Below are 22,983 nucleotides of genomic sequence, written 5' to 3'. Positions count from 1 at the left end.
CATAGTACATCTGGCTTGTTTTTTAAGTTTCATAGTTTACTTGTTTATCTATGCTTGGTGCTAGTAACTTTTCACTTTCAAATACTTTTCCAAGTTTTTCTTCACCTTGGGTAAAGGACGCTTTGTTGCCTTTGCGACATAAGCATTTAAATCTGCATTTTAAGAAATATTTATGTTATTTTTTTCCTAATCCGACAAGTATTTAGCAAATAAGCCATTATTAAGTATTTTTTTTTGCTTTTTTTTCTGTAAAATTGAGATAATAGCATTAGACAATAATATACTCAAAAAACGAGGGGTTTCATGATGTTAAATCGTAAGAATAAAACACGGCATTTAGCGACAATTTTTCTTGCTGTGATGGGAATCGGCTTTTTAGCTACTATTCCGATACAGAATTCAATCTGGGGGAGCATCCTACAAGGGGGATTTGAAGCCGGTCTGGTAGGAGGACTGGCAGACTGGTTTGCAGTAACCGCATTATTCCGTCATCCACTAGGAATTCCTATTCCACATACTGCTCTTCTTCCCAAAAATCGTAACAGAATTATTGCTGGAATAATTTCAATGTTAGAAAATGATTGGCTAACAAAAGAGAGTATTCGAAAAAAAATAGACACCATTAATTTTACTAAAAAACTATTTGAGATCATCTATAATGAATTACCATCAAAAGCCGTTCAAAAGTCTTTCCTAATGATTTCTAAACATTTGATAAAAATATTTGATATAAAAAAATTTGCTCCGCTTCTAGAAAAAGAACTAAAATTACGAATCAACGATTTGGATAGCAAGAATTATCTCCCCTTGCTTATCGACCAGATTAGTATTAGAAAATATGATGAAAAAGTACTAGATTATATCCTAAAAGAAATTGATGAATGGGCTAGGAAAGAAAGTACAAAATACAAACTTGGTGGCTTGGCTGTAGATGCGGTGGAAAATATTAAGGCAGATGGTTTTATGCAATTTGCCTTAAAGTCATTTAGCAACCTTGTTAATGAAGAAAAGCTAGGGAATATTATCCAAAGTCTTATTCTAAAAGGTGTAGCCAGCTATAGTGACCCCTTAAATCAAAATAGACATACCTTATTGATTCATTTGAATAAAAAGCTGCAATCAATAAAAAGTGATGAAAAGATTTATGAAGAACTTAATAACTTTAAATCCCAGCTAGTAGATAAATGGGAGTTGCAAGAACAAATTACTGATTTATTAAGTCAGATCCAGCAAAAAGCTTATGACTTTGTCGAAAAACCTGCCTTTTATGATGATTATCTCCTCCCTTTAATTAAAAAGGGTTTAGAAGGTATCGAATTAAATCCAGAAAAAGTGAACCTTATTGAAGCCTGGATTAAAAATCATATTTTTAGTTTTGTTGATAAAAATCATTCAAAAATAGGAATGCTTGTTAAAGAAAATTTAGAAAAACTAGATGATAAAACACTTATCGATATGGTTGAAACTAACGTTGGAAAAGACCTTCAATGGATCCGTGTCAATGGTGCAGTATGTGGATTTTTAATAGGAATTGTTTTAGTAGGAATTAAAGCACTTTTTTAATGCTTAGCAAAAAGCTACCATTTATTGGTGGCTTTTTTTCGTCCATGAAATTCTTGCTTTGTCCTCTTGAAATCAAAGTTATTTTTCAGAGTATTTCAACATAATTAGTACTGTAGTCATATCTTTTAGGATTAAAAGAGGAGGCGGAAAAATGGCAATTAGGTTGATTAAAATCTCTGTTGTGTATTTTGTCATTGGGGTTTGCATGGGTATGTATATGTCAATGACGGAAAGCTTCGACTTCACACCGGTTCATGCCCATATTAATTTATTAGGTTGGCTGACTATGGCCGTCGCTGGTCTCATCTATGTTGGTTTTCCAGGTGCTGCGGAAACAACACTGGCAAAGGTTCACTTTTGGCTTCATAATATTTCTCTTCCCATAATGATGATTGGACTCGCTTTTTTAGTAACCGGAACGGAAAGTGCCGCGCCTGCAGTAGCCACAGGTGGGACCCTGATGGTATTAGGTATCATTGTCTTTGCAATCAATATCCTTAAAAATGTAAGGAATTGAGCTGCTCTTGTTGTCTATGATAGTATTTATTTTATTTCGTCCAGACAAAAGACGCCTTCTCTGGCGTCTTTTTTATTCTAACGGTATGTTTCCAAGAATTTCTTTCTTAGTTTGGCTTTTTCTTCATCAGATTTCTTGTAATCATAATTATAAATGGCGCCTTCCCAATCACCATACATTGGGTTTGGAAACAGAATCAGCTTTTTACCGAATTCCTCCCTATACCTGTCCACTGCTTGATTTCTTTCTGAAACGGATAACAAATCAAAACCACTGAAGTCTCCAAGGTTATCGCCAAATAATAGAAGTATTTCATGTGTTCTCCCTACTTGCCTGCGGCGCGTTTCTTTCCCTATTTCACCAGGCTGCCGTAATAATACATGGTCTGTATCAGCTTGTGGTGCCCCTACAATCTGTAAATTTTTAATAGCTGCATCTTTTTGTAATTGATAACGGTTGGAAATGTAATAAATCTCCACTCCTAATGAATTTGCGTACTGCAAAAATTCAATTGCTCCCGGAAGCGGTTTTGCTTCTGTCCGCTTAAACCATTCATTCCAATTAAACGGGATTTTTCTTCCTGCCATTACATACCAGGCTTGGTGAGGACTGTTATTTAAAATGGTCTCATCGATATCAAGGACAATTGCCGGCTTTAAGGTATTTCTCCCCCTTTTTTTACTCATGATTTCGTCCAATCTCATTCTTCCAATGTTATAGCCTTGATAATATAACCCTTTTGCTTCCCCGGCGCTTTGAAACCAAAGTACCGACATCGTATTTTGTTCAGACAAGTTTGCCGTTGTTTCTGCATTTGCATGAACACTAGTTAGGAATATAATTAAATATGTTGCTGCTATCAGGGTAATAATTTTATTCAATACCAACACCAATCCCTCATTTATTTTTTAATGTTAGTATGTGAAATAGGAAAAATTCCAATCATCGATTCGGAATTGTTGAAAGAAATGCAGCAAATTTAAGTTAATCAAATAATAAACGCAGTGGATTTTTACCCACTGCGTTTTTCATGTATGTTTATTCATATAGAAAATTAACTAACTCGTTCTTCTACTTTATCCTTGATTGCGTCTCGTTTATGAAATCCTTTTGCATAATAAACTGCAACCAAGAATACTAGGAATAACGGTCCAATTACTAATGCAATCCTCGTATCCGGATTATAAGCCATTAACCCAATGACAAAAGCTAAGAAGGCTAATGAAATATATGAAGTAAAAGGGAAAAGTGGCATCTTATATTTTAAAGCTTTCATCTCAGTCAACTTTAAGGTTTTACGATAGCGAATTTGTGATAAAAGAATGACTCCCCACGTCCAGATCGCACCAAAGGTCGCAATGCTAGTAACCCATGTAAAAACTTTTGCAGGAACAATATAATTTAAGACCACGCCAATCAATAACGCACCAGCAGAAGCAACTACTGCAATCCCTGGAACACCACTTTTTGTGACCTTCGCGAAATTTTGTGGTGCCTCACCATGCTGAGCAAGGTTAAATAACATCCGTGCCGTACTAAAAATCCCACTGTTACAGGACGAAAGTGCTGCTGTTAATACGACGAAGTTAATAATACCTGCTGCTCCCGGTATCCCAATTTGTTCAAAGGTCAGTACAAATGGGCTTCCTTTTGTACCAATTTCCTCCCATGGATAGATAGACATAATGACAAATAAAGCACCCACGTAAAAAATTAGAATACGCCAGAAAACAGAATCGATTGCTCTTGCAAGAGATTTCTCAGGATTTTTGACCTCACCTGCAGTTACCCCAATCATTTCAATCCCTAAATAGGCAAACATAACCATTTGTAAAGATAATAATACGCCTTTAATCCCATTAGGGAATAACCCGCCATGATCCCATAAATTCTTAATTCCAGTAGCAATACCACCGTTGCCAATACCAAAGAAAATCATTCCAATTCCGATGGCAATCATCGCAATAATCGTAACAATTTTAATTAGCGCAAACCAAAATTCTAATTCACCATACGCTTTTACCGCAAGGAAATTGACAGTCGCCATAACCACCAGTGCGGTGAGTGCCCAAATCCACCGTGGAACATCCGGATACCAATACTCCATGTAAATTCCTACAGCTGTAATCTCTGCCATACAGGTAACGACCCATAAAAACCAGTAATTCCAACCTGTTATGTATCCAGCAAGTGGTCCTAAATAATCACGCGCATATTTACTAAAAGAACCTGCAACCGGTTTTTGAATCGCCATTTCTCCCAGTGCACGCATAATAAAAAACATAATTAATCCAGCAGCAGCATATCCAAACAAAATACCTGGTCCCGCCATCTTAATGGCTGTTGCCGAACCAAGAAATAGTCCTACCCCGATGGCTGCCCCTAAAGACATCAAGGTGATATGCCTTTCTTCTAAACCACGATGTAGCTCTTTCCCATGAGTGTTTTTACTCATATAAATCCCCCTTTATGAATAAACTTCAAAATTCTCTCATCCCAATGAAATAATTTCTTCTCTTTATTAATATAGCAATATTAGGCTTCACTTTTAAGCTTTTTATCACTAATTCCTCCTTTTTTCCTAATGATAACGCTTTCAAATGAGCAATTATAAAAATATTTACTCTTTTGGGATTACTCTAAATCATTTTAACATTATAGCATATTATTTATTTTGTTAAAATAAATGAAATTATTTTATATTTTTTGTAAAATTAAACAAAGGCATTTTATGAACTGAACAAGACTACCATATGTCATTATATATTAATCCGGGGGTAATCATTTTGAATACTAGACTACATGACCCATTTAAGACTGCCTTTGATAGCTTAGATGAATTTGCCGACCTTATTAGTCAGGTACTAATGTGCCCTATTACAATTGAGGATGCAAACCACCGCCTACTTGCCTATAGTACACATGATGAACGTACAGATCCAGCAAGAATTTCTACCATCATAGGCCGGAGAGTTCCAGAAAAAGTCATTAATCAATTATGGAAAGAAGGAACGATTCCTGCTTTACTAAAGACCCAAGAGCCTATTCGTGTGAAAAACATGAATGATATAGGGCTTAACCATAGAGTCGCTATCTCTATATGGAAGCATGATGAAGTGATCGGATTTATTTGGGCAATAGAAATTGATAAAACATTAACGGCTGATGATTTCATCCTTTTAAAAAAAGCAGCAGATTCCGCAAAAAATAAGCTATTACAGCTTCAGACGAGAAAGAACAAAAAGGAAGAACGTTCACAAGAATTCTTTTGGAAGCTATTAACAGGTCATCTGAAAGCAAAAGAGGAAATTTTCGAACATTTCCATTCATTACAACTTACACCGCCGACCTCTTATGCGGTTCTTGTTTTTCAGTTCCATGAAAATATCACGAACAAAGTAGAGCAATCCATCTCATATCTTTTGAAAACAAATCAACGGATAAAAATTACTCTTTATACAATAGACTGCAATCAATTAATTCTATTGGTATCAGTTACCAATTTTGAAAACCCTTTCAATGAACTAGATCAATTTGCGAAATTCTTTGTCCTGCAAATGAGTGAAAGATATGGAATTAAGGAGATCAAACCAGGATATAGCAGTATTAAAGAAGATTATCAAAAAACAAACAAAGCATATAAGGAAACATTGGCGGTTTTATCAATTAAAGAAAAATTCCCAATTGAAACAAAGGACATTTATAATTATCAAAAACTAGGAATATATCAAATTTTTGATCTTATTTTAGAAAAAAGACAAACCGAAGAATATGAAAATTATTCCTTAAAACTGCTTCATGAATATGACCAAAAACACAACAGCAATTTAATTGAAACATTAGAGGTTTTCTTAAATAAAGATAACAACATTAATGATGCAGCAAAGGAATTAAATGTCCATGCTAACACATTAAATTATCGACTTAAGAGAATCACCGAAATTGGTGATGTAAATTTCAAGGATCCTAACCAAAAAATGATCCTCTACCTAGATTTAAAACTGGAAAAATATCAGGGGATTTGATCTTTTTGTGAAAATCCCCAAAAAGAATGAAAATCTTTCTCTTTTCTAAACAAAGAAATTCTCTGGCAAACATTCTATACTTTAGCCATAGCAAAACACTTTAATGTAACTAGAGGAGGAAATAAGATTATGTTTATAGGTGTACCTAAAGAAATTAAAAATAATGAAAATCGTGTAGCACTAACTCCAGCAGGTGTTGTTTCATTCCTAAATGCCGGCCACACTGTGTTAATGGAAAAGGACGCTGGAATTGGAAGCGGTTTCACTAACGACGATTATGCTAAAGCTGGTGCTGAGATTATAGATAGCGCTGAACAGGTATGGACAAAAGCAAATATGATTATGAAAGTGAAAGAGCCTCTTTCAAGTGAATATAAGTACTTCCGCCAAGGTTTAATTTTATTTACTTACTTACACCTTGCAGCTGAGCCAGAGTTAGCAAAAGCTCTTAAAGAAAAAGGTGTTATCGCAGTTGCTTATGAAACAGTTTCTGTAAACAGGACTCTTCCACTGCTTACACCAATGAGTGAAGTAGCTGGACGCATGGCTGCTCAAATTGGCGCACAGTTCTTACAAAAAAATAATGGTGGTCTTGGAATTCTCCTTGCTGGTGTCCCAGGAGTTAACCGTGGAAAAGTTACCATTGTTGGTGGTGGGATTGTTGGAACCAATGCAGCTAAAATGGCCATCGGTTTAGGTGCTGACGTAACAATTATTGATCTAAGTGCTGACCGTCTTCGTCAGTTAGACGACATTTTTGGAAATCAAATCAAAACATTAATGTCTAATCCTCTCAATATTGCTGAAGCAGTGGCAGAAGCTGACCTTCTAATCGGAGCAGTATTAATCCCTGGTGCAAAGGCTCCTAAGCTGGTTACAGAAGAAATGGTTAAATCGATGAAGCCTGGTTCAGTGATTGTCGATGTTGCGATTGACCAAGGTGGAATTGTTGAAACAATCGACCATGTGACAACACATGACAATCCAACCTTTATCAAACATGGAGTTGTACACTACTCTGTTGCAAATATGCCTGGCGCCGTTCCAAGAACTTCAACAATAGCACTAACCAATGTTACTGTTCCATATGCATTGCAAATCGCAAATAAAGGGGTTTTCAAAGCCATTTCTGAAAATGCTGCATTATATCTTGGCCTTAACGTTGCCAACGGAGAAATCACTTATGAAGCAGTAGCAAAAGATCTAGGGTTTGATTATGTAACAGTCGAAAAGGCATTAGAAAAAGAACTAGCTACGATTTGATTGTAGTTATTCCCCTCAAGAAACTCTTGAGGGGATTTTTGATTAAAGGGGATGGTTTACATGAATCAATTGAGTTACCGCGATACATGGGCTGAAATTTCACTAGACCATATTAAAAATAATTATCTACAGTTTAGGCAGTTTGTTCACCCACATGCAAAAATCATGGCAGTGGTTAAAGCAGATGGATACGGACACGGGGCCATTGAAATTGCAAAAACAGCGATTGAAGCTGGTGCAGATTATTTAGCAGTTGCTCTTGTAGATGAGGCCATCAAACTTAGACTGTCTGGGATCACACAACCCATTCTCGTACTCGGGTATACTACGACACGTTCGATTAGGGCAGCCATTTTAGAAAATATCACGCTAACAGTCTTTAACCATGAAGTATTGGATGAAGTCATTGTCCAAGCGGATAACTTAAGCAAAACTGCTTCTATTCATTTGAAAATTGATACTGGTATGTCCAGGATTGGCGTTACTTCCAGTGATGATGCACTCATTCTTGCTAAGAAGGCCATAAAAGCAAAAAATGTTTGTCTTGAAGGGGTATTTACTCATTTTGCTAATGCAGATAGTGAAAACTGCGACCTTACATATGCACAGTTTAATAAATTTCAATCAATAATAGAATATTTGGAAAACAACTGTATTTATATACCCATAAAACATTGTTGCAACAGTGCTGCAACAATGAAATTTCCAGAAATGCATCTGGACATGGTTCGAATTGGAGTTTCCTTGTATGGGTTATATCCAGATGATTCGTTAAAAAACCACTCCATCCAGCTAAAGCAGGCCATGACCTTCAAAACGAAAATTGCAGCCATAAAAAAAGTAGCAGCTTTACAAGCAATCAGCTACGGGTGGACTTGGAAGCCGGAAAGAGTAAGTCTTATTGCTACCCTTCCGCTTGGATACGCTGACGGACTTTCCCGTCTCCTATCAAACCGTGGGAAGGTTTTAATCCATGGGCAAAAATCCTCTATTGCAGGAAGGGTGTGCATGGATCAAACGATGATCGATATTACAAATATACAAAATTGTTCTGTTGGTGATGTAGTCACCATCTTTGGAGATAACTGCTCCTCATTTCAGTCCGTTGACGAAATTGCCCATCTAATGGGCACCATCAATTATGAGGTTGTTTGTTTAATTGGGAAAAGAGTCCCCCGAGTGTATGACAACTACAATGACCTATTCAAACCTGCAAAGAATGTACAAAATAATATATGATTTTAATAACAAAGGCAGCTATTCTAACTAGCTGCCTTTGTTTTGTAGCAACGTGTTTATCTCTCCAATTACATTAGGTCTGCCAATTGAATAATATTCAACTGGATATTTTTTTATAGATTCTAATTGAAAGCAATTTCTCCCGTCAAAGATAACGGGTTCTTTCATTAACTCATGGAAGAGATTTAATGGAACATTTTTAATTTCATCCCACTCAGTTACAATAAACGTAAGGTCAGCATTCATGAGAGCTTGCTCGACCGTATCTGCATAAGAAATTAGCTTTCCTAAAACCTTTTTCACATTTGGAATTGAGACGGGATCATAGGCAATTACTATCGCCCCTTCTTGAACTAGACGCCTGGCTAACTTAATCGAAACTGCTTCCCTGATATCGTCTGTATTAGGTTTAAATGAAAGCCCCAGTAATGCAACTTTTTTTCCACGTAAACTTTGAAATCGGTTCAGGGCCTTTTTCACTAGTTTAAGTTCCTGTCTTTTATTAACTTCAATAACCTCCTCAATGAGGTTAAAAGCTTCTCCCGCATCATTACCCATTTGAACTAGTGCGTGGGTATCTTTCGGCAGGCATGAGCCGCCAAAACCTACTCCAGCCTTAAGAAATGATGATCCGATCCTTGAATCCATCCCCATTCCAAATGATACGTCTTCAATATTTCCGCCAACATGTTCACAAATACTTGCGAGTGCATTTACGTAACTAATTTTTAAAGCTAAGAATGAATTTGATGCTACTTTTATTAATTCAGCACTATTCGTATCCGTTTTAAAAATGGGAATTCCAAACGGCTGATATAATTCTTCCAACGAATGGAGGGCTTCCTTACTATCAGATCCAATAATTATCCGATCTCCGTGAAAAGTATCATAAATTGCCGACCCTTGGCTGATAAATTCAGGATTGGAAACGATTTGAAATTTAAGACTTGTTTGCAATTCTGATTGAATCCAATTTTTAATTTTTGCATTTGTTCCCACTGGTACCGTACTTTTTGTAACGACAATGACGTTATTTCGCTTTATTGACCTGCCAATTTCTTTAGAAATCTGTTCAATATATTGTAAATCAAGGGAGCCATTTTCATTTTGAGGAGTTCCTACTGTTATCATAATGATTTCAGCCAATTTAAAGCCAATAGATGGGCTAGTTGTAAACCGTAACCGCCCCTCTTCCATATTTTTCAACATCAGTTCATTTAATCCTGGCTCATAAATTGGAGGATACCCATTGTTTAATGTGCTTATTTTATGATGGTCCTGGTCTACGCAAATCACATCATGGCCGATGTCTGCTAAACAAACCCCTGTAACTAGTCCAACGTATCCTGTTCCAGCAATGGCTATTTTTTTCAATGAAGATTTTCCTTTCCATATTGAGTATTTCTTATTAATTACTACTCAGTTCATTTCTCCATCCATTTATATAAAATTATTTCATGATAAACTGGATCAAAAAGCCCGTTGGAATGAAAAGCTGCTACCTTTTTAATTTTCCCATCTATTGAAATACCTTGTGACCTAAATCCTTGAATCACTTTATCTGTAAGTAGTACGGTCCTGCCTTGGAAATATTTCGCATCATACCGGAAATATTGATAAGTTTCTATCCTTTTATGTGTATATGGAACCTCTAAATACTGTAACACCCTCGTTTCTTCCCATGTGTAGAGTATAACAGGTTCATTCATTTTCTCAATAAATGCATTCATTTTATAAACAGCTGGAGGTTCTTTAGCTTCCGTCGCTAATAGGGTTACATTTTGATTTACCTGATGGCCAAGGACGAAAATGCTGAGTCCCACGACTAAAAAAGGGATTCTCTCTGAAAAAAGACGAATACACAGGAAAAATATCAATAAGACCGCAAGCGGGAGCGCATGCCTTGCTTTTTCTACATTTTGAGCCAATAGTGCCCAACCAAAATAACTGCTAAACAATATATAAAGAAGGTTCATAAATGGCCATCTTTTTTTTGTTTTTTTGAACGCCCTAATAAATATATAAATGAGAAGGAAAGTATAAATGACAGCACTAAGCACTGACTCAGTTGCAATACCTGTCCATAGGATGTTCTTTGAGGAAAAAATGATAAATCTATCAAAAAAGCCAATATCAGCTGCCTCTACCGTTCCTCCCCAATCATTGAAATGACCGCTGGTAAACGCTAAAGAAAGCTTAATAAAACCGATTATACTCCCCTCTGAAATGACAAGACCAATTACCCATATTGCTTGAAAGATGACTCCAGAGATCAAGTAAAATATGATCAATTTCATTTTTAATCCATCTTTTTTTACTTTCCAATAAAACAGAAAGATTATACCGATTGCAAAGGGTAAGTATGAAAGGCGAATTCCTAGCATAAGACTCAAAAAACCTAATGGTATTAAGATTGCTCTTGAATCTTTTTTGTTTAAAGCCAATAGAAGGCTCCATAAATACCACCAAAATGCTGCCAGTGCCGCGCCTTCTGACATTGGCTGATTAACGATTATAACACTGTAGCTTGCTGAATAAATAAGTGCTGTAGATAAACTAGCAAATGATCTTTGTATGAATCTCCTGGACAACTTATACATGGGAAAAACAGAACTAGCATAACAAAAGACATTAAAAATCGTTAATGCTTTTGATGGGTCCATTACAAACAGATGAATGAATTTCCCTCCTAAAATAAAAAAGGGATATCCAGGGAAGTGCGGCTGCATAGCCATTAAATCATAGCGCTTCACGGCCAGTGCAAAATCTACCTGATCCCATGAGGAGGTATATGGATTAATAAAATACAGTTGGGATATAAAAACAATAATTATAGCTGCAACACTTATCACTAATAAAAAGGGACCTTTTAAACCACTTTTGAACAATAAATATCCACCACCTGATCTAGAGAAAAAGTACAAGGCATCGGCCTTGTACTTTAAATGTTCAAAAATTCATTTCACTTGTGTCTCAAGAATTTTAGTTGTCTTTGCATTCGTTGTCTTTGCATTCGTTTTATTTGTTTGCTTGCTTCCTGCAGGTTTGGAAGAGGTAAGCAATAAAATTGCGACAAAGTATCCGATATAAGCCAATATTTCTTCAATAGAAGGCATAGAAGAATAGCCGAACAGAGCTTTTAGAAATATTCCAATATCCCCGGATAATATCGGAGCCGAACCAGTATCACGAAGGTAATGTGTGTAATCAATCGGATGCTCTGGCAGGAACCATGTAAGATCATACACATGTGGAAGTACACTGCCAATGATATTAAGGTCCTGCATCATGGAAATCGCTTGTACTAGTAGTCCAGCAGATATAAGAATAATAAAAGCACCGGTTAACTTGAAGAAAGTGCTCAAAGGAATCCTCATCGTTCCTTTAAAGAACAAATAAGAGACAATAATTGCTATCACCACACCAGTAATCGCGCCCCATCCCTGCATGGCTGCGCCGATGTTTCCACCTGTAATTGCAGCAAAAAAGAATACGGTTTCTACCCCTTCACGAAGGACGACTAGAAAAGAATGGATTACCATTCCAACAACGTTACCTGTGGAGATGAATTTATTCATTTTCCCTTCCATATTTCCTTTTAAATCACGGCTGTGGCTTGCCATCCAGAAAACCATTTGAGTTAATAATACGGTCGAAACGAGCATAATTCCTATTTTCAAATACATTTCGCTTCCCATTGCAGCGAATCCTGTAAAAACAATTTGGAATAGGAGGGCAACCCCAACACTTGCTAGTATGGCAAGACCTGCTCCTAACCAAACATATTTATTGTACTGCTTATGGTCCACTCTTTTTAGATAGGTAGTTATTATACCAACAATCAATAACGCTTCTAACACTTCACGGAATGTGATTAATAGAGCTTGAATTTCCACAGCCGAGTCCCTCCCCAATGGTGATGTTTCCTAATTTCTATTTTCTTCTTCTGCGGATAACAACTATGATTACCGCTATTATTATACCTGCGATTAATACAAGCGGTACCCAGTTTCGGATATTCGAAATATCCGTCCAGTCTTTTTTTACAGTCCCAGATTCTGTAGCACTTTCAGAAAAATGCCCGACTTCAAGACTTTTTATGTTGAATTCAGTTTTTAATGAGTTTAAAATCTCGTCTTTATTTTCCTTAAATGCGTCTAAATTCGCTTCTTTTTTCCCGACACCAAACAATCCAGGATTCCCCAATGCTTCAAGGGCCTGATCAAAATCGGTTCTGATTTTCTTATCATTCTCAGGTTTTTCAGTTTCCACTTTAGGAGACAACGCATCGTATGTAGCAAAGGCTTTAGCAAGGAGTCTTTTCGTTGTGTCATATTCAGCAAAGTCCTTTTCAATACTCTCTAAACGCCTCGCAATATTTAAAACCAGTAGTTTTTCCATATTGTTAATGGTGGCTTCCTTGTCCTTATCTTTAAGGTTACTCAGAATTAGCTTAGCAGGCTCTTGGCCCATATGCATATCAATCTCTTCTTTAACAGTTTCAAAGTTTTTTTTGGCGGAATTGTAATTGGGAGGATTCTCATCAAGCTTCACTACCATTTCTTTGTACACCTCAGCTACCTTCTCCTCATTCGGATCACCATAGGAATAGGCAAAAGCACTACTTAAAGGAATGCTGTAAAAAATTAATGCGAAAGTAAAAAATAATCCAAAAAATTTCTTCATTAAGAATTTCCCTCCTACATGAATAATGATAATGATTATCATCCTCGCTGTCAATGCAAGGATTTAGAATGTCACATATTTATCATATTTATCTTACTTATTAATCTCCCTTGCTTTCAAAAGGGGTAATTCCCTGTCTCTTGCACCAGATGTTGTCCTATTATAGATCACCTTTTTCACTGGCCTTCTCATTTCTTTTAAAATGGCGGGTAAGACCGATGTCATATAACTACGAAACTTGATAAATGATTCCCCTGCTTTACGGACCTGATATCGAATTGGGACTTCTTTCATCCGAAAGCCTTTTCTAATGAGATTCAGCGTGACAACTTGCGCATAATTGTAATCATGAACAATTTCAGCTTCTTCCATAGCTTGTCTAGAAAAAGCTCTCATCCCAGACTGTCCATCATAAATCCATTTTCTTAGTATAAGAGCCTGTAGAAATGTAAAACAATAATTCCCGATTCTCCTGTTCCACCGCATTCCTTCAATAGTTCCAAGGAAACGGGAACCCATTACATAATCAGCTGTTTCCATTAAGATGGGTTTGACAATATCAGGAATCTGATCAGCAGGGTATTCATTATCAGCATCAATCATGACACCAATATCTGCTCCATTTAAAACACAAAGCTCCAGCCCTTTACGAACAGCAGCACCTAATCCAAGGTTTTTAGCAAAGGTATGGACATAATCTGCCCCTGATGCCCAGGACTGCTCGACCGTTCGATCATTAGAGCCATCATTTATCACTAAAACCTCTACCTTCACCTTTGGATCGAAATCTCTTGGTATTTTTTGAATGACTTGGGCAATCGACTCTTCCTCATTGAAAGCTGGAAGAAAGACAATTACTTTTTGCTGCTCCATTTATTAAACATCCTTCCTTACTGCCTCTATTAATACTGGACCACGGCTGTGACTTGGATATGGTGCCCCCAACAAATAGGAAATCGTTGAAGCGAGGGAAACCAAGCTATGCTTTTCCTCCACACTTTTTCCTGCTTCAATAGACGGACCATACATAAAGAACGGTACGAATCTTTCACCTTCATCGAGGTGGCCATGTCCACCAATTCCATCAGCTTGACCATGGTCAGCACAAACAATAAACGTGTAATTTTCAAGCTTACCTTTCTCTTTTAACCACTCAAAATATTCTTTAACTAAGGCGTCAGCCTCTTCGATTTTTTGAATATATTCGTTATATAATACTCCTCGGCTATGTCCAGTTTGGTCTGTACTTATTAATTGCACAATTTGCAAATCGGGATCCTGTTCTTCCATGATATTTTTCGCTCGATCAATAATTTTACGATCGACAACATTATTGTGCATTACGGCTGTGAATGTCTCTACATCCTTTCCAAAGGAATCAACAAGATGGGCTACCGCTAATAATGAACCCTTTTTCCCTACTTTTCTTAATGTGTCAAATACGCTCTCTACTTTAATACCCTGCTTCCAAACCATATTCGACTTGATTCCATGTTCAAATGGGTAAGTCCCTGAAAACATCGATGAAAAACAAACGACAGTTCTTGCTGGATATACGGTTTCCATTCTTGTATAGTCTGTTCCATTTTTTCTCAAATAGTCGAGAAAGGGAGTGTTCGCTTCTTCAAAACGCTCTTTCCTCATTCCGTCAATGACCATAACAATAACTTTCTTATTAATGGCATCTGTCCGCTCATCAACATTAGAAGTAAAGGTAGGGATAATCTTCGGCTTCCAATCGAACAGATTTTTATGAAGAATCCAAGAAAACAATAGAATTCCTAAATAGAAGAATACGATGACTCCAATTTCACTTCCCGACCAGGTTTGCTTCTCAATAGTCAAATTCCAAAGTGATAATAACAAAAGAAACTTTGGCAGTTGTTCTTGGGCATTCCCACTTGTTGAATCACTATTTTTTAAAACGAGCTTCCAGAACCGGGTAAAATTCAGCCATGAGGTACCGATGCGCAAATGATAATAAAATGTGCCCCAAAAAAAGACTGTAAAGAAGAAATATAAACCAATGCCAGTAAAAAGCAAACTAAGATTCACATGATCCCAAATGATAAGAAAGGCTGTAAATGGGAGCCATAAATAGTTTCTAAGAAATAATGGATAATCGTACAGGTAGTAAATAATTAATAGAGGTAAGATGGCTAATAACCCTAAAAATAGATCTAAACTGTAAGAAGGGGATCCCAACTTAGATAGGGAATAAATCAACATGGTACCGATTGTAAATATTGGAGTAAACGGCTTCCCTTCATTCAGAAGGTTCCAACACCTTGCCGCCACTTTTTCAAAAGAAGATGCTTTTTTCATTTTTGTCTTCCTCTCATTCTTAGAAACACTTTTATTTGTTTAAAATTTGATGCAGGTGAATGAATCAATAGCAGGAAACCAACGAAATAGGAAAAAATAAACTTATAACTATGGCTAATAAGAGCAACAATATATCCATCCTTTGTCGGAAACCCAAAACTTGTTAAAGCCGCGGTCATGACTGATTCGTATGTAGATATTCCCCCAGGTGTAATTTGAAATACCTGCCCACCGACAGTAATAGAATTGACCCAAATTGACTTATAAATAGAAAGACCATCACCTAACGAAGCTGTTACTCCCCACAAAACAGCGCCTTCCATAGCCCAGCTTAATCCAATCAAGAAAAAAATATAAACAAAATTCCAGCCCTTAAAGCTTGTTCTTAATAATAAGATATGCGTTTCCACAAAGAGTGGACGGTATTTAAAGACTATAAATCCTCCTATTAGAAAGCTTAAACCTAAAAAAAGCAATACTCCTAATGACAAGTGGAAGATAAACGCTTTGGAAAAAGCAACAAGTCCTATTATGGAAAATAACATTAGGAACAACATATCAAGCGATCTGAGCACAACTACAGAATGTGCAGAAATATCAGGACTTATGTTTTTTTCCTTCCAGGACAACACCCCGACCCTTACCGCATCCCCAACCTTTATTGGAGTGATATGATTTACGAAAAGACTTAAGAGAATGCCTTGTAAACAGCTTATAAACTTGGCTTTCTTTCCTAGATATAATCTCCACGCCTCTGCTCTGAGGATAAATGAGGATAGGTAACCCACAGTAACAACTATGATAATCAAAGGATTCCCCAAGAAAAATTTTTTGGACCCATTTAAAAAGTTTTCAGCATGAAAATATCGCCAGGACAACAGGATAAAAATTCCTGCCAAAATGAATCCCATCACTTTAACCAAACGTTTAACTGATTTCCGAAACATGCTTTTTGGCCCATTCTATCGTTTTAGCAAGTCCCTCTGAAAAAGATATAGATGGGGAAAATCCAAGCTGTTGATGTGCCTTCGAAATATCCGCCCATGTGGAATTGACATCCCCTTGGCGAAAACCACCTTGTTTTACAGTTATATCAGGAAAATGCTGCATTAAATACTCAACTAATTCCTCAATAAAAATCGGTTTACCAGACCCTATATTATAGGTACCGACCCTTTCAGTTTGGTTAAAAGCACTAATGATCCCTGTTATACAATCATCTATATATGTATAGTCCCTAGCCGTTCTATTTCCAAACAATGTAATTTCCTGTTTATTCAGCAAATTTTTAATAAACCCTGTAATGGCCATATCTGGCCTACCCCAGGGTCCATAAACGGTAAAAAAGCGAAGGATAGAAATTTTATAGTCAAATAATGAAGAATAGGCATGGCAAAAGGATTCAGCCCCAAATTTAGCTGCTGCATAAGGAGATACCACCTTTCCAATCGCCATCTCTTCTTGAAGCGGAGCGTTCTTTTGTTCTCCGTAAACCGATGAGGAAGAAGCAAAAATAAAATGTTTTACGTTTGATTGACCCGCAAATCGCAGTGCATTAATGGTGGCTTTAATATCGTAGTCAACATACTCATTCGGGGCCGCTATTGAATGTGATACTCCAGGAATGGCCGCTAGGTGTATTACCATTTCTGGCTTGTAGGAAAGAAAGATTTCCTTTACTTCCGCTTCGTCATTTAGAAGACTTTTTTGAATGAAAGCGAACTCTCCTGCTCCACGTGCAAATTCTAGCTGTCGTTTTTTCCTAGCAACAGAATAGTAAGGATGCAGTTCATCGATAATTAAAACCTCATGGCCTTCCGTTAACAATTTCCTTGTAAGATGGGAGCCAATAAACCCTGCTCCGCCAGTAACAATTACTTTCAATGTATAACACCTCTATACTAGTTGGTCATCACGACTTATTATGTACATTATTCTCTCATATCAGAGAAAAAAGGAAAAACCTTGCGTAAGTTAACAAGGTTTTTCCTCTGCATTATTTCGCTTTTTCTACGATTGTATTCAGAGTGGAAATTAACTCGTTCAATTGTTCTTCACCAGCAGCTTTATCTTTGGCTTTTGCTGTTTCAACATATTTCTGTGCTTTTTCAGTTAATGTCTTATAACCATCTTCTCCAAGAAGGGGCTTGATATCTTCGCCGATGATATCGATGAATAACGCACCCTCTAAACCAGTGATAACAGCTTTATCTTCACCTAATAATTCTTTACTCTCACCATACTCAGAAATGGCAATTTTTGCAAAACCACGAACAAAAGCTTTATTAACAGCAGCTGGATCAACTGCTTTTACATCAGATTCAAGATTGAATTGTTTTTCAATTAATGCAGTTTCATCAGCTGCATGTTTGTTCAAATAGCTATATAAAGATTGGAAGAATGCCCAGCCTTCTGCCTGTTCTACTTTGGCTAAAGCAGCATCTTTCCCCGCTTCAGCTGCAGCCTTTGTTGCATATCCATTGGGAAGTGCACCCGTTGCTAGATAGAAGGTCTTCATTAACGTTTTGTCAACCACTTGCTTACCTAAGTTAAAGCTTAGTTGATCATTGTTTTTAATTGCTGTTTCTATTTCGCTAAATCCACCATCAATTACACTGACAAGGTTTGTTCCATAGGCAGCATCACGCTTTTCTACAGTTGATTTTAGAATGGCATAATATCCTTTTGCTTCTTCTAATTCTGCATTGACTTCTTCAGTTTTGCCCCATTTTTCAGTTACTTCTGTAAAATCGTGTTTAATAGATGTATAAAATACCTTTTGCATTAATTTATCAAAGATTTGTTTTACGATTACTTTATCCATTGAACCATCTTTACCTGCCGCTAGGGCTGTAGTGATTTTTTCATCGATAGTGTCTTCAAATTCTGCGTCTCGCTGTTGAACCAACTCTTTTAAATTTGTATTATATAATTCTGTCACTTTATCAAAATCAACTTCTTTTCCTTCTTTTGCTTTTTCAAGTTCCGTAATAGCTTCTTTAAATACATCAGCATACTCTACTTTTTCTTTTTCTTCTGCTTCTTTCTTCTCTGATACTTTTTCCTTGTTCTCTACCTTTGGTTTACTAGCGGTTTCTTCCGCTTTCCCACAAGCTCCGAGAACTAATGAAAGGGCTGCCATTGCTGCTAGAAGTTTAAATTTGATTGACATTCTGATTTTCCCCCGGTTTGTATAATTTTTATATTTGATAATGATTATCATTCACAACTCTGATTATAAAGAGAATGATTATCAGTGTCAACTTGTTTTATTATATTTAACTAAATAGTCACATTTTTAACCTATATATATTAAAAAGCCATCTTGTCTTTACAAGATAGCTTTAACACACAATAAAACTCGACTTTTATTTCGCTTTATCTTTAATTGTTTCCTCAAGGTCACTCCAATTTATTATTCTCGGTAAATTTAAATGCCGATTATAGGATTGATCCCTGAGAAAAATTTTAATTGATTCGTTTAATAATGTATTTAAAACCTCTGGTTTATCATCAAAATAATAATCGAGTTTTAATTTTTTAATGATTTCTACCTTTTCATGATCCTGCATTCCATAAAAAAACCTCTCCTCATGAACAGGAAAACCGTTTTCTTTTAACCATTCTTTCGTTCTTTCCCCATGTTCTTTGGGCCTAGCCGTAATATAAAAGATTTCATGCCCCTTCTTCTCTAGTTCTTGTAAAGTTTCGACAGCATCTGGAAAAGCAGGACATGACGTATAATAAATTTCTTCTAAAGAATTACGCCACATTTCTTGCCCTTGTTCATCTGTTAATCCAAAGGGTTCATGTATCTCTACTCTTTTTAAGCTATGAAAAACTTCGATCGGAACATTCTGATTCAACCTTTGATTGTAAATGTTAAAGGCATGCTCGCGTAGATTTATTAATGTATCATCGATATCAAAACCAAATCTCATCACATAATTCCCTCTTTTGAATAAATCGGATAGCCAATAAATTTAAAATCTTTTCCAATTTTAATGATCGATGTATCCACTAAATCCACTGCATCAGACATTTTCTCTATTCCTGCCCCCTCTAAGAAAGTAGGTGCATCCTTTCCACCAATTAATTTGGGTGCAAAATAAAGAATTACTTTATCAATACATTTATTTTCAAGAAAAGAAGCATTTATGGTGCCCCCACCTTCAATTAATACGGATGAGATAAGGTGCTCACCTAATATTTCCATGACATCTTTAGGATTTACTTTTTCCACCCCATTGGTAGGAAAGACTTTCATCCCTAAGGACTTTAATGTTTTTTCCTTATCCTGATCATATTTCTGACACGTAAATATCCAAGTTTCAGCAAGGTTATCTGTTACAACTTTTGAATCTATAGGGATCTTTAAAGTAGAATCCAAAATAACACGAATTGGATTTCTTCCATTTGGAATTCGCGCTGTCAATTCTGGGTTGTCTTTTATTACTGTATTAACTCCTACAAGAATAGCCATATTTTCATTTCTCAGAAGATGGACATCATGTCTGGATTGTTCCGAAGTAATCCATTTACTGTTTGATGCATAAGTGGCTATTTTCCCATCTAAAGTAATCCCTGATTTTAAGGTGACAAATGGTTTTTTCTCCACAATGAATTTATTGAATACTTCATTCATCTTTTGGGATTCCTCTTGATGAACCCCGATTATTACTTCAATTCCTGCGTCTTTTAGAATTTTTACTCCATTCCCTGACACAACAGGATTTGGATCAAGTGTGGCAATTACGACTGTTTTAATACCGGCTTCTACTATTGCAACAGCACATGGGCCTGTCCTGCCATAGTGGGAACATGGTTCTAATGTAACATAAATGGTTCCGCCTTTTGCTGCTTCGCCAGCCATACGGAGAGCGTGAATCTCAGCATGAGGCTCGCCAGCTTTTAAATGGGCTCCGATTCCCACTACTCGGCTATCATTCACAATCACAGCACCTACTAGTGGATTTGGGTCTGTTTGGCCTTTCATTGCACTAGCATTTTTAAGAGCTAACTCCATATAGAACTCATGGTTAGTCATTTGGACAAGTCCCCTTATCTCCTATATGACCTGACTTATTTACTTTTGTCTGCAGATATTTTTCGTTATACTCTGATACATCTCCCCACAAAGGCTTTCTGCCTGCTACCACTAAACCAGCACTTTTTAATGCTTCCAATTTTTTTGGATTGTTAGTCATAAGTGTGACTGGTTTAGAGCGTAATGCTTTAAGGACTTGAATAGCATCCCCATAGTTTCTAGAATCATCGACAAAACCAAGGCCTTCATTTGCTTCAACCGTGTCATAGCCGTTTTCTTGAAGAACATATGCCATTGCCTTACTGAATAAGCCAATTCCTCTTCCTTCGTGGTTAGCTAGATAAAATAATGCCCCTGTTCCATGTTCGGAGATCATTTTCATTGATTGTTTTAATTGGAATCCACAATCACATCGCTTGCTTCCAAATATATCTCCCGTATGGCAGATGGAATGCATTCTAATAATGACATCATCTTCATATTCAAAGTCACCATATACTAAAACGCTTGATTGTTGAAACTCTGCTAAATTTGCAGAAGATAACTTATCAATAATTCTTTCAAAATCCTCTGTTACCTCATCACAATTTAGCCAACAATACCATTTGAAGACAACTGTTTCTCCGTATAAATTAACGGGAAGCCGGATCGGTCCTACTAAATATATCGCACCTTTTTCTGTTTTTATTAATTGAATCTTGTCTTCTAAAACTGAAAGAACTTTAGAGTTAAGAGCTTGTTTCATTTATTTATCCCCTTTTTAAGAATAGTTTTAACAACATTAACAAATACATTCATGAAATGATTTCCTCTCTCCTATTACGCATAAATAAAAATAGGCTATCTTGATAGTACAAGATAGCCTCAAGAAATTACAAATATTTACGATGGACTCCTTTACCATCATAAGAAAATAACATTTTTCTATCTTCAATCATCGATTCGATATGAACAGGTCTGCCCCAAAGCTGTTGGATATACGGAAGAACTTTTTCTAGATATTTAACGTCGAGTTCCACCCCTTCATACCAGTGTTTTAGATATAGTTCCCCATTTTTTAAATAATCGCCATCATTGACAGTGATGTAAGGGAAACCTCCATTTACGCGCATATTTACAAGTTGATCACGAATCTGTTCCCATTGTTTATCAACAATTTTGTAGTCTCTTCCTTGTTTTTGGAAAAGATACATATCTTCTCGCATGACAAGGTCCTTATTTAAGTAATTGCGAAGAAAAGATATATCGGATTCTACTTCACGGACCTCAAACATTTTTTCCCGCCCTGATCCTGGAACCACGCCTCTTCGCTTCATCTCTTCCGTTGGATTGTTATAGCGTTCTTCAATATCCTCAAAAATCTTTATTCCAAGGTAATAAGGATTAATGCCCGTTTTTGATGGCTGTACAACTCCCGCATTCAATTTAGCAAACTCGATTGCCTCACCGCTCGTTAAATCCATTTCCCGTAAAATTCGTTGATGCCAATAGGAAGCCCAGCCTTCGTTCATAATTTTCGTTTCAAGCTGCGGCCAGAAGTAGAGCATTTCCTCCCGCATCATTGTTAAGATATCCCGCTGCCAATCCTCTAACTCTCTGCTATATGTTTCAATAAATAGCAACAGATCCTTTTCTGGCCTTGGAGGAAATTTCTTTTTCCGCGGTTGATTGGTCTCCTTTTTATCTTTTTCATCCAATCTCCATAGATCATCGTATGGCGTTGCTACTTGAAGCTCTAGGTCATCATCTTCCTCGTCGTCTCCAATGGACCAAGATAACTTAGGCCTCATAAGCGATGGGTCTATATGTTCATCAATAGCCAATACCGCATCTAAAAAGGTTTCTACCTCTTTTTTACCATATTGAACTTCATATTGATGAATTCTTTCTGCTGTGGCAGCCATACTTTCGACCATATCACGTTTTGTATTTTGAAAACGAACATTATTTTTAAAGAAGTCACAGTGTGCTAAAACATGGGCAACAATTAGTTTATTTTGAATAAGTGTATTGGAATCAAGCAAAAAAGCATAGCATGGGTTTGAATTGATAACTAATTCATAAATTTTACTCAGCCCTAAATCATAATGAAGTTTCATTTTGTGGAATTGCTTGCCGAAGCTCCAATGTGAAAATCGGGTTGGCATACCATAAGCCCCAAATGTATAAATAATTTCGGCAGGACAGATTTCATAACGCATTGGATAAAAATCCAAACCAAACCCGGTTGCTATTTCAGTGATTTCACTGATCGCATATTCGAGTGAATTACGACCTTCCACATCCATTTTGCCATTCCCCCTTTTCCTCTTACCACA

Annotated in this window: 20 protein-coding genes; 5 read left to right on the top strand and 15 right to left on the bottom strand. The window is 36.6% G+C overall.

Features of this window, described 5'->3' with window-relative positions; genetic code table 11:
* The first annotated feature begins 306 nt into the window (after positions 1-306).
* Both ACSU6B_RS26090 and ACSU6B_RS26085 read left to right on the top strand, forming a co-directional pair.
* A complete protein-coding gene (locus ACSU6B_RS26090) occupies positions 307-1,563 on the top strand; it encodes a DUF445 domain-containing protein (protein ID WP_214999922.1) in 1,257 nt (418 codons plus the stop codon).
* Positions 1,564-1,714: 151 nt separating this feature from the next.
* Positions 1,715-2,080, top strand: coding sequence for a cytochrome-c oxidase (locus tag ACSU6B_RS26085; protein WP_088085957.1), 366 nt, complete (start codon positions 1,715-1,717; stop codon positions 2,078-2,080).
* A gap of 77 nt (positions 2,081-2,157) precedes the next feature.
* On the opposite strand, the gene ACSU6B_RS26080 is transcribed toward ACSU6B_RS26085, so the two are convergent.
* Together ACSU6B_RS26080 and alaP are read right to left on the bottom strand one after the other, a co-directional pair.
* Entirely contained in the window at positions 2,158-2,970 is an 813-nt protein-coding gene (locus tag ACSU6B_RS26080; RefSeq protein ID WP_410889270.1) for a 5'-nucleotidase, lipoprotein e(P4) family, read from the bottom strand.
* A 164-nt stretch (positions 2,971-3,134) separates the two neighbouring features.
* The gene (gene alaP, locus ACSU6B_RS26075; protein WP_410889268.1) at positions 3,135-4,535 is read right to left on the bottom strand and encodes an alanine permease AlaP; all 1,401 of its coding nucleotides are present in this window, start codon (positions 4,533-4,535) and stop codon (positions 3,135-3,137) included.
* A gap of 331 nt (positions 4,536-4,866) precedes the next feature.
* Between alaP and ACSU6B_RS26070 the strand changes: the two genes are divergently transcribed.
* From ACSU6B_RS26070 to alr, 3 genes are all read left to right on the top strand, one after another.
* The gene (locus ACSU6B_RS26070) at positions 4,867-6,105 is read left to right on the top strand and encodes a PucR family transcriptional regulator (RefSeq protein ID WP_374103841.1); all 1,239 of its coding nucleotides are present in this window, start codon (positions 4,867-4,869) and stop codon (positions 6,103-6,105) included.
* A gap of 129 nt (positions 6,106-6,234) precedes the next feature.
* Positions 6,235-7,368 (top strand): alanine dehydrogenase, encoded by a 1,134-nt coding sequence (gene ald / locus ACSU6B_RS26065; RefSeq protein WP_214999932.1) that lies wholly within the window; start codon positions 6,235-6,237, stop codon positions 7,366-7,368.
* A 60-nt stretch (positions 7,369-7,428) separates the two neighbouring features.
* Entirely contained in the window at positions 7,429-8,607 is a 1,179-nt protein-coding gene (gene alr, locus ACSU6B_RS26060; protein ID WP_410889267.1) for an alanine racemase, read from the top strand.
* 27 nt (positions 8,608-8,634) lie between these two features.
* Here alr and ACSU6B_RS26055 read toward each other — a convergent pair whose 3' ends face one another.
* The 13 genes from ACSU6B_RS26055 to ACSU6B_RS25995 all read right to left on the bottom strand — a co-directional run bounded on the left by ACSU6B_RS26055 (position 8,635) and on the right by ACSU6B_RS25995 (position 22,953).
* Complete coding sequence (locus ACSU6B_RS26055) at positions 8,635-9,981, bottom strand: UDP-glucose dehydrogenase family protein (RefSeq protein WP_410889265.1); 1,347 nt, start codon at positions 9,979-9,981, stop codon at positions 8,635-8,637.
* Between the two features lie 50 nt (positions 9,982-10,031).
* The gene (locus ACSU6B_RS26050) at positions 10,032-11,495 is read right to left on the bottom strand and encodes a hypothetical protein (protein ID WP_214999938.1); all 1,464 of its coding nucleotides are present in this window, start codon (positions 11,493-11,495) and stop codon (positions 10,032-10,034) included.
* Between the two features lie 69 nt (positions 11,496-11,564).
* Positions 11,565-12,503: an FTR1 family iron permease gene (locus tag ACSU6B_RS26045; RefSeq protein ID WP_410889263.1), complete on the bottom strand. Its 939-nt coding sequence runs from the start codon at positions 12,501-12,503 to the stop codon at positions 11,565-11,567.
* A 37-nt stretch (positions 12,504-12,540) separates the two neighbouring features.
* Complete coding sequence (locus ACSU6B_RS26040) at positions 12,541-13,293, bottom strand: hypothetical protein (protein ID WP_214999941.1); 753 nt, start codon at positions 13,291-13,293, stop codon at positions 12,541-12,543.
* 93 nt (positions 13,294-13,386) lie between these two features.
* A complete protein-coding gene (locus ACSU6B_RS26035; protein ID WP_410889261.1) occupies positions 13,387-14,166 on the bottom strand; it encodes a glycosyltransferase family 2 protein in 780 nt (259 codons plus the stop codon).
* 3 nt (positions 14,167-14,169) lie between these two features.
* On the bottom strand, positions 14,170-15,618 hold the full coding sequence (locus tag ACSU6B_RS26030) for an alkaline phosphatase family protein (protein ID WP_410889259.1): 1,449 nt from the start codon (positions 15,616-15,618) through the stop codon (positions 14,170-14,172).
* Positions 15,615-16,529, bottom strand: coding sequence for a lysylphosphatidylglycerol synthase transmembrane domain-containing protein (locus tag ACSU6B_RS26025; protein WP_410889274.1), 915 nt, complete (start codon positions 16,527-16,529; stop codon positions 15,615-15,617). The genes ACSU6B_RS26030 and ACSU6B_RS26025 overlap by 4 nt, the downstream gene beginning before the upstream one ends.
* A 16-nt stretch (positions 16,530-16,545) precedes the next feature.
* Positions 16,546-17,502, bottom strand: a complete 957-nt coding sequence (locus tag ACSU6B_RS26020) for an NAD-dependent epimerase/dehydratase family protein (protein WP_410889257.1) — start codon at positions 17,500-17,502, stop codon at positions 16,546-16,548.
* 112 nt (positions 17,503-17,614) lie between these two features.
* Entirely contained in the window at positions 17,615-18,790 is a 1,176-nt protein-coding gene (locus ACSU6B_RS26015; protein ID WP_410889255.1) for a hypothetical protein, read from the bottom strand.
* A 196-nt stretch (positions 18,791-18,986) separates the two neighbouring features.
* Entirely contained in the window at positions 18,987-19,559 is a 573-nt protein-coding gene (locus tag ACSU6B_RS26010; protein WP_410889272.1) for a 5' nucleotidase, NT5C type, read from the bottom strand.
* Positions 19,559-20,665: a bifunctional diaminohydroxyphosphoribosylaminopyrimidine deaminase/5-amino-6-(5-phosphoribosylamino)uracil reductase RibD gene (gene ribD, locus ACSU6B_RS26005; protein WP_410889254.1), complete on the bottom strand. Its 1,107-nt coding sequence runs from the start codon at positions 20,663-20,665 to the stop codon at positions 19,559-19,561. The genes ACSU6B_RS26010 and ribD overlap by 1 nt, the downstream gene beginning before the upstream one ends.
* The gene (locus ACSU6B_RS26000) at positions 20,658-21,410 is read right to left on the bottom strand and encodes a GTP cyclohydrolase II (protein ID WP_168242372.1); all 753 of its coding nucleotides are present in this window, start codon (positions 21,408-21,410) and stop codon (positions 20,658-20,660) included. The genes ribD and ACSU6B_RS26000 overlap by 8 nt, the downstream gene beginning before the upstream one ends.
* Positions 21,411-21,537: 127 nt before the next feature.
* Entirely contained in the window at positions 21,538-22,953 is a 1,416-nt protein-coding gene (locus ACSU6B_RS25995) for a SpoVR family protein (protein WP_214999954.1), read from the bottom strand.
* Positions 22,954-22,983: the final 30 nt, after the last annotated feature.

Origin of the sequence: Neobacillus sp. C211, assembly GCF_051842875.1 — a bacterium.
Lineage (GTDB): Bacteria > Bacillota > Bacilli > Bacillales > Cytobacillaceae > Neobacillus.
Note: the sequence above shows the minus strand (reverse complement) of the source record. Positions and strands in the feature narration are given on the sequence as shown.

What these genes read in the sequence shown, in the direction of transcription:
- ACSU6B_RS26090 (WP_214999922.1), top strand. Translation starts at nt 307, where the DNA reads ATGTTAAATCGTAAGAATAAAACACGGCATTTAGCGACAATTTTTCTT.
- ACSU6B_RS26085 (WP_088085957.1), top strand. Translation starts at nt 1,715, where the DNA reads ATGGCAATTAGGTTGATTAAAATCTCTGTTGTGTATTTTGTCATTGGG.
- alaP (WP_410889268.1), bottom strand. Translation starts at nt 4,535, where the DNA reads ATGAGTAAAAACACTCATGGGAAAGAGCTACATCGTGGTTTAGAAGAA.
- ald (WP_214999932.1), top strand. Translation starts at nt 6,235, where the DNA reads ATGTTTATAGGTGTACCTAAAGAAATTAAAAATAATGAAAATCGTGTA.
- alr (WP_410889267.1), top strand. Translation starts at nt 7,429, where the DNA reads ATGAATCAATTGAGTTACCGCGATACATGGGCTGAAATTTCACTAGAC.
- ACSU6B_RS26040 (WP_214999941.1), bottom strand. Translation starts at nt 13,293, where the DNA reads ATGAAGAAATTTTTTGGATTATTTTTTACTTTCGCATTAATTTTTTAC.
- ACSU6B_RS26035 (WP_410889261.1), bottom strand. Translation starts at nt 14,166, where the DNA reads ATGGAGCAGCAAAAAGTAATTGTCTTTCTTCCAGCTTTCAATGAGGAA.
- ACSU6B_RS26030 (WP_410889259.1), bottom strand. Translation starts at nt 15,618, where the DNA reads ATGAAAAAAGCATCTTCTTTTGAAAAAGTGGCGGCAAGGTGTTGGAAC.
- ACSU6B_RS26025 (WP_410889274.1), bottom strand. Translation starts at nt 16,529, where the DNA reads ATGGGATTCATTTTGGCAGGAATTTTTATCCTGTTGTCCTGGCGATAT.
- ACSU6B_RS26015 (WP_410889255.1), bottom strand. Translation starts at nt 18,790, where the DNA reads ATGTCAATCAAATTTAAACTTCTAGCAGCAATGGCAGCCCTTTCATTA.
- ACSU6B_RS26010 (WP_410889272.1), bottom strand. Translation starts at nt 19,559, where the DNA reads ATGAGATTTGGTTTTGATATCGATGATACATTAATAAATCTACGCGAG.
- ribD (WP_410889254.1), bottom strand. Translation starts at nt 20,665, where the DNA reads ATGACTAACCATGAGTTCTATATGGAGTTAGCTCTTAAAAATGCTAGT.
- ACSU6B_RS26000 (WP_168242372.1), bottom strand. Translation starts at nt 21,410, where the DNA reads ATGAAACAAGCTCTTAACTCTAAAGTTCTTTCAGTTTTAGAAGACAAG.
- ACSU6B_RS25995 (WP_214999954.1), bottom strand. Translation starts at nt 22,953, where the DNA reads ATGGATGTGGAAGGTCGTAATTCACTCGAATATGCGATCAGTGAAATC.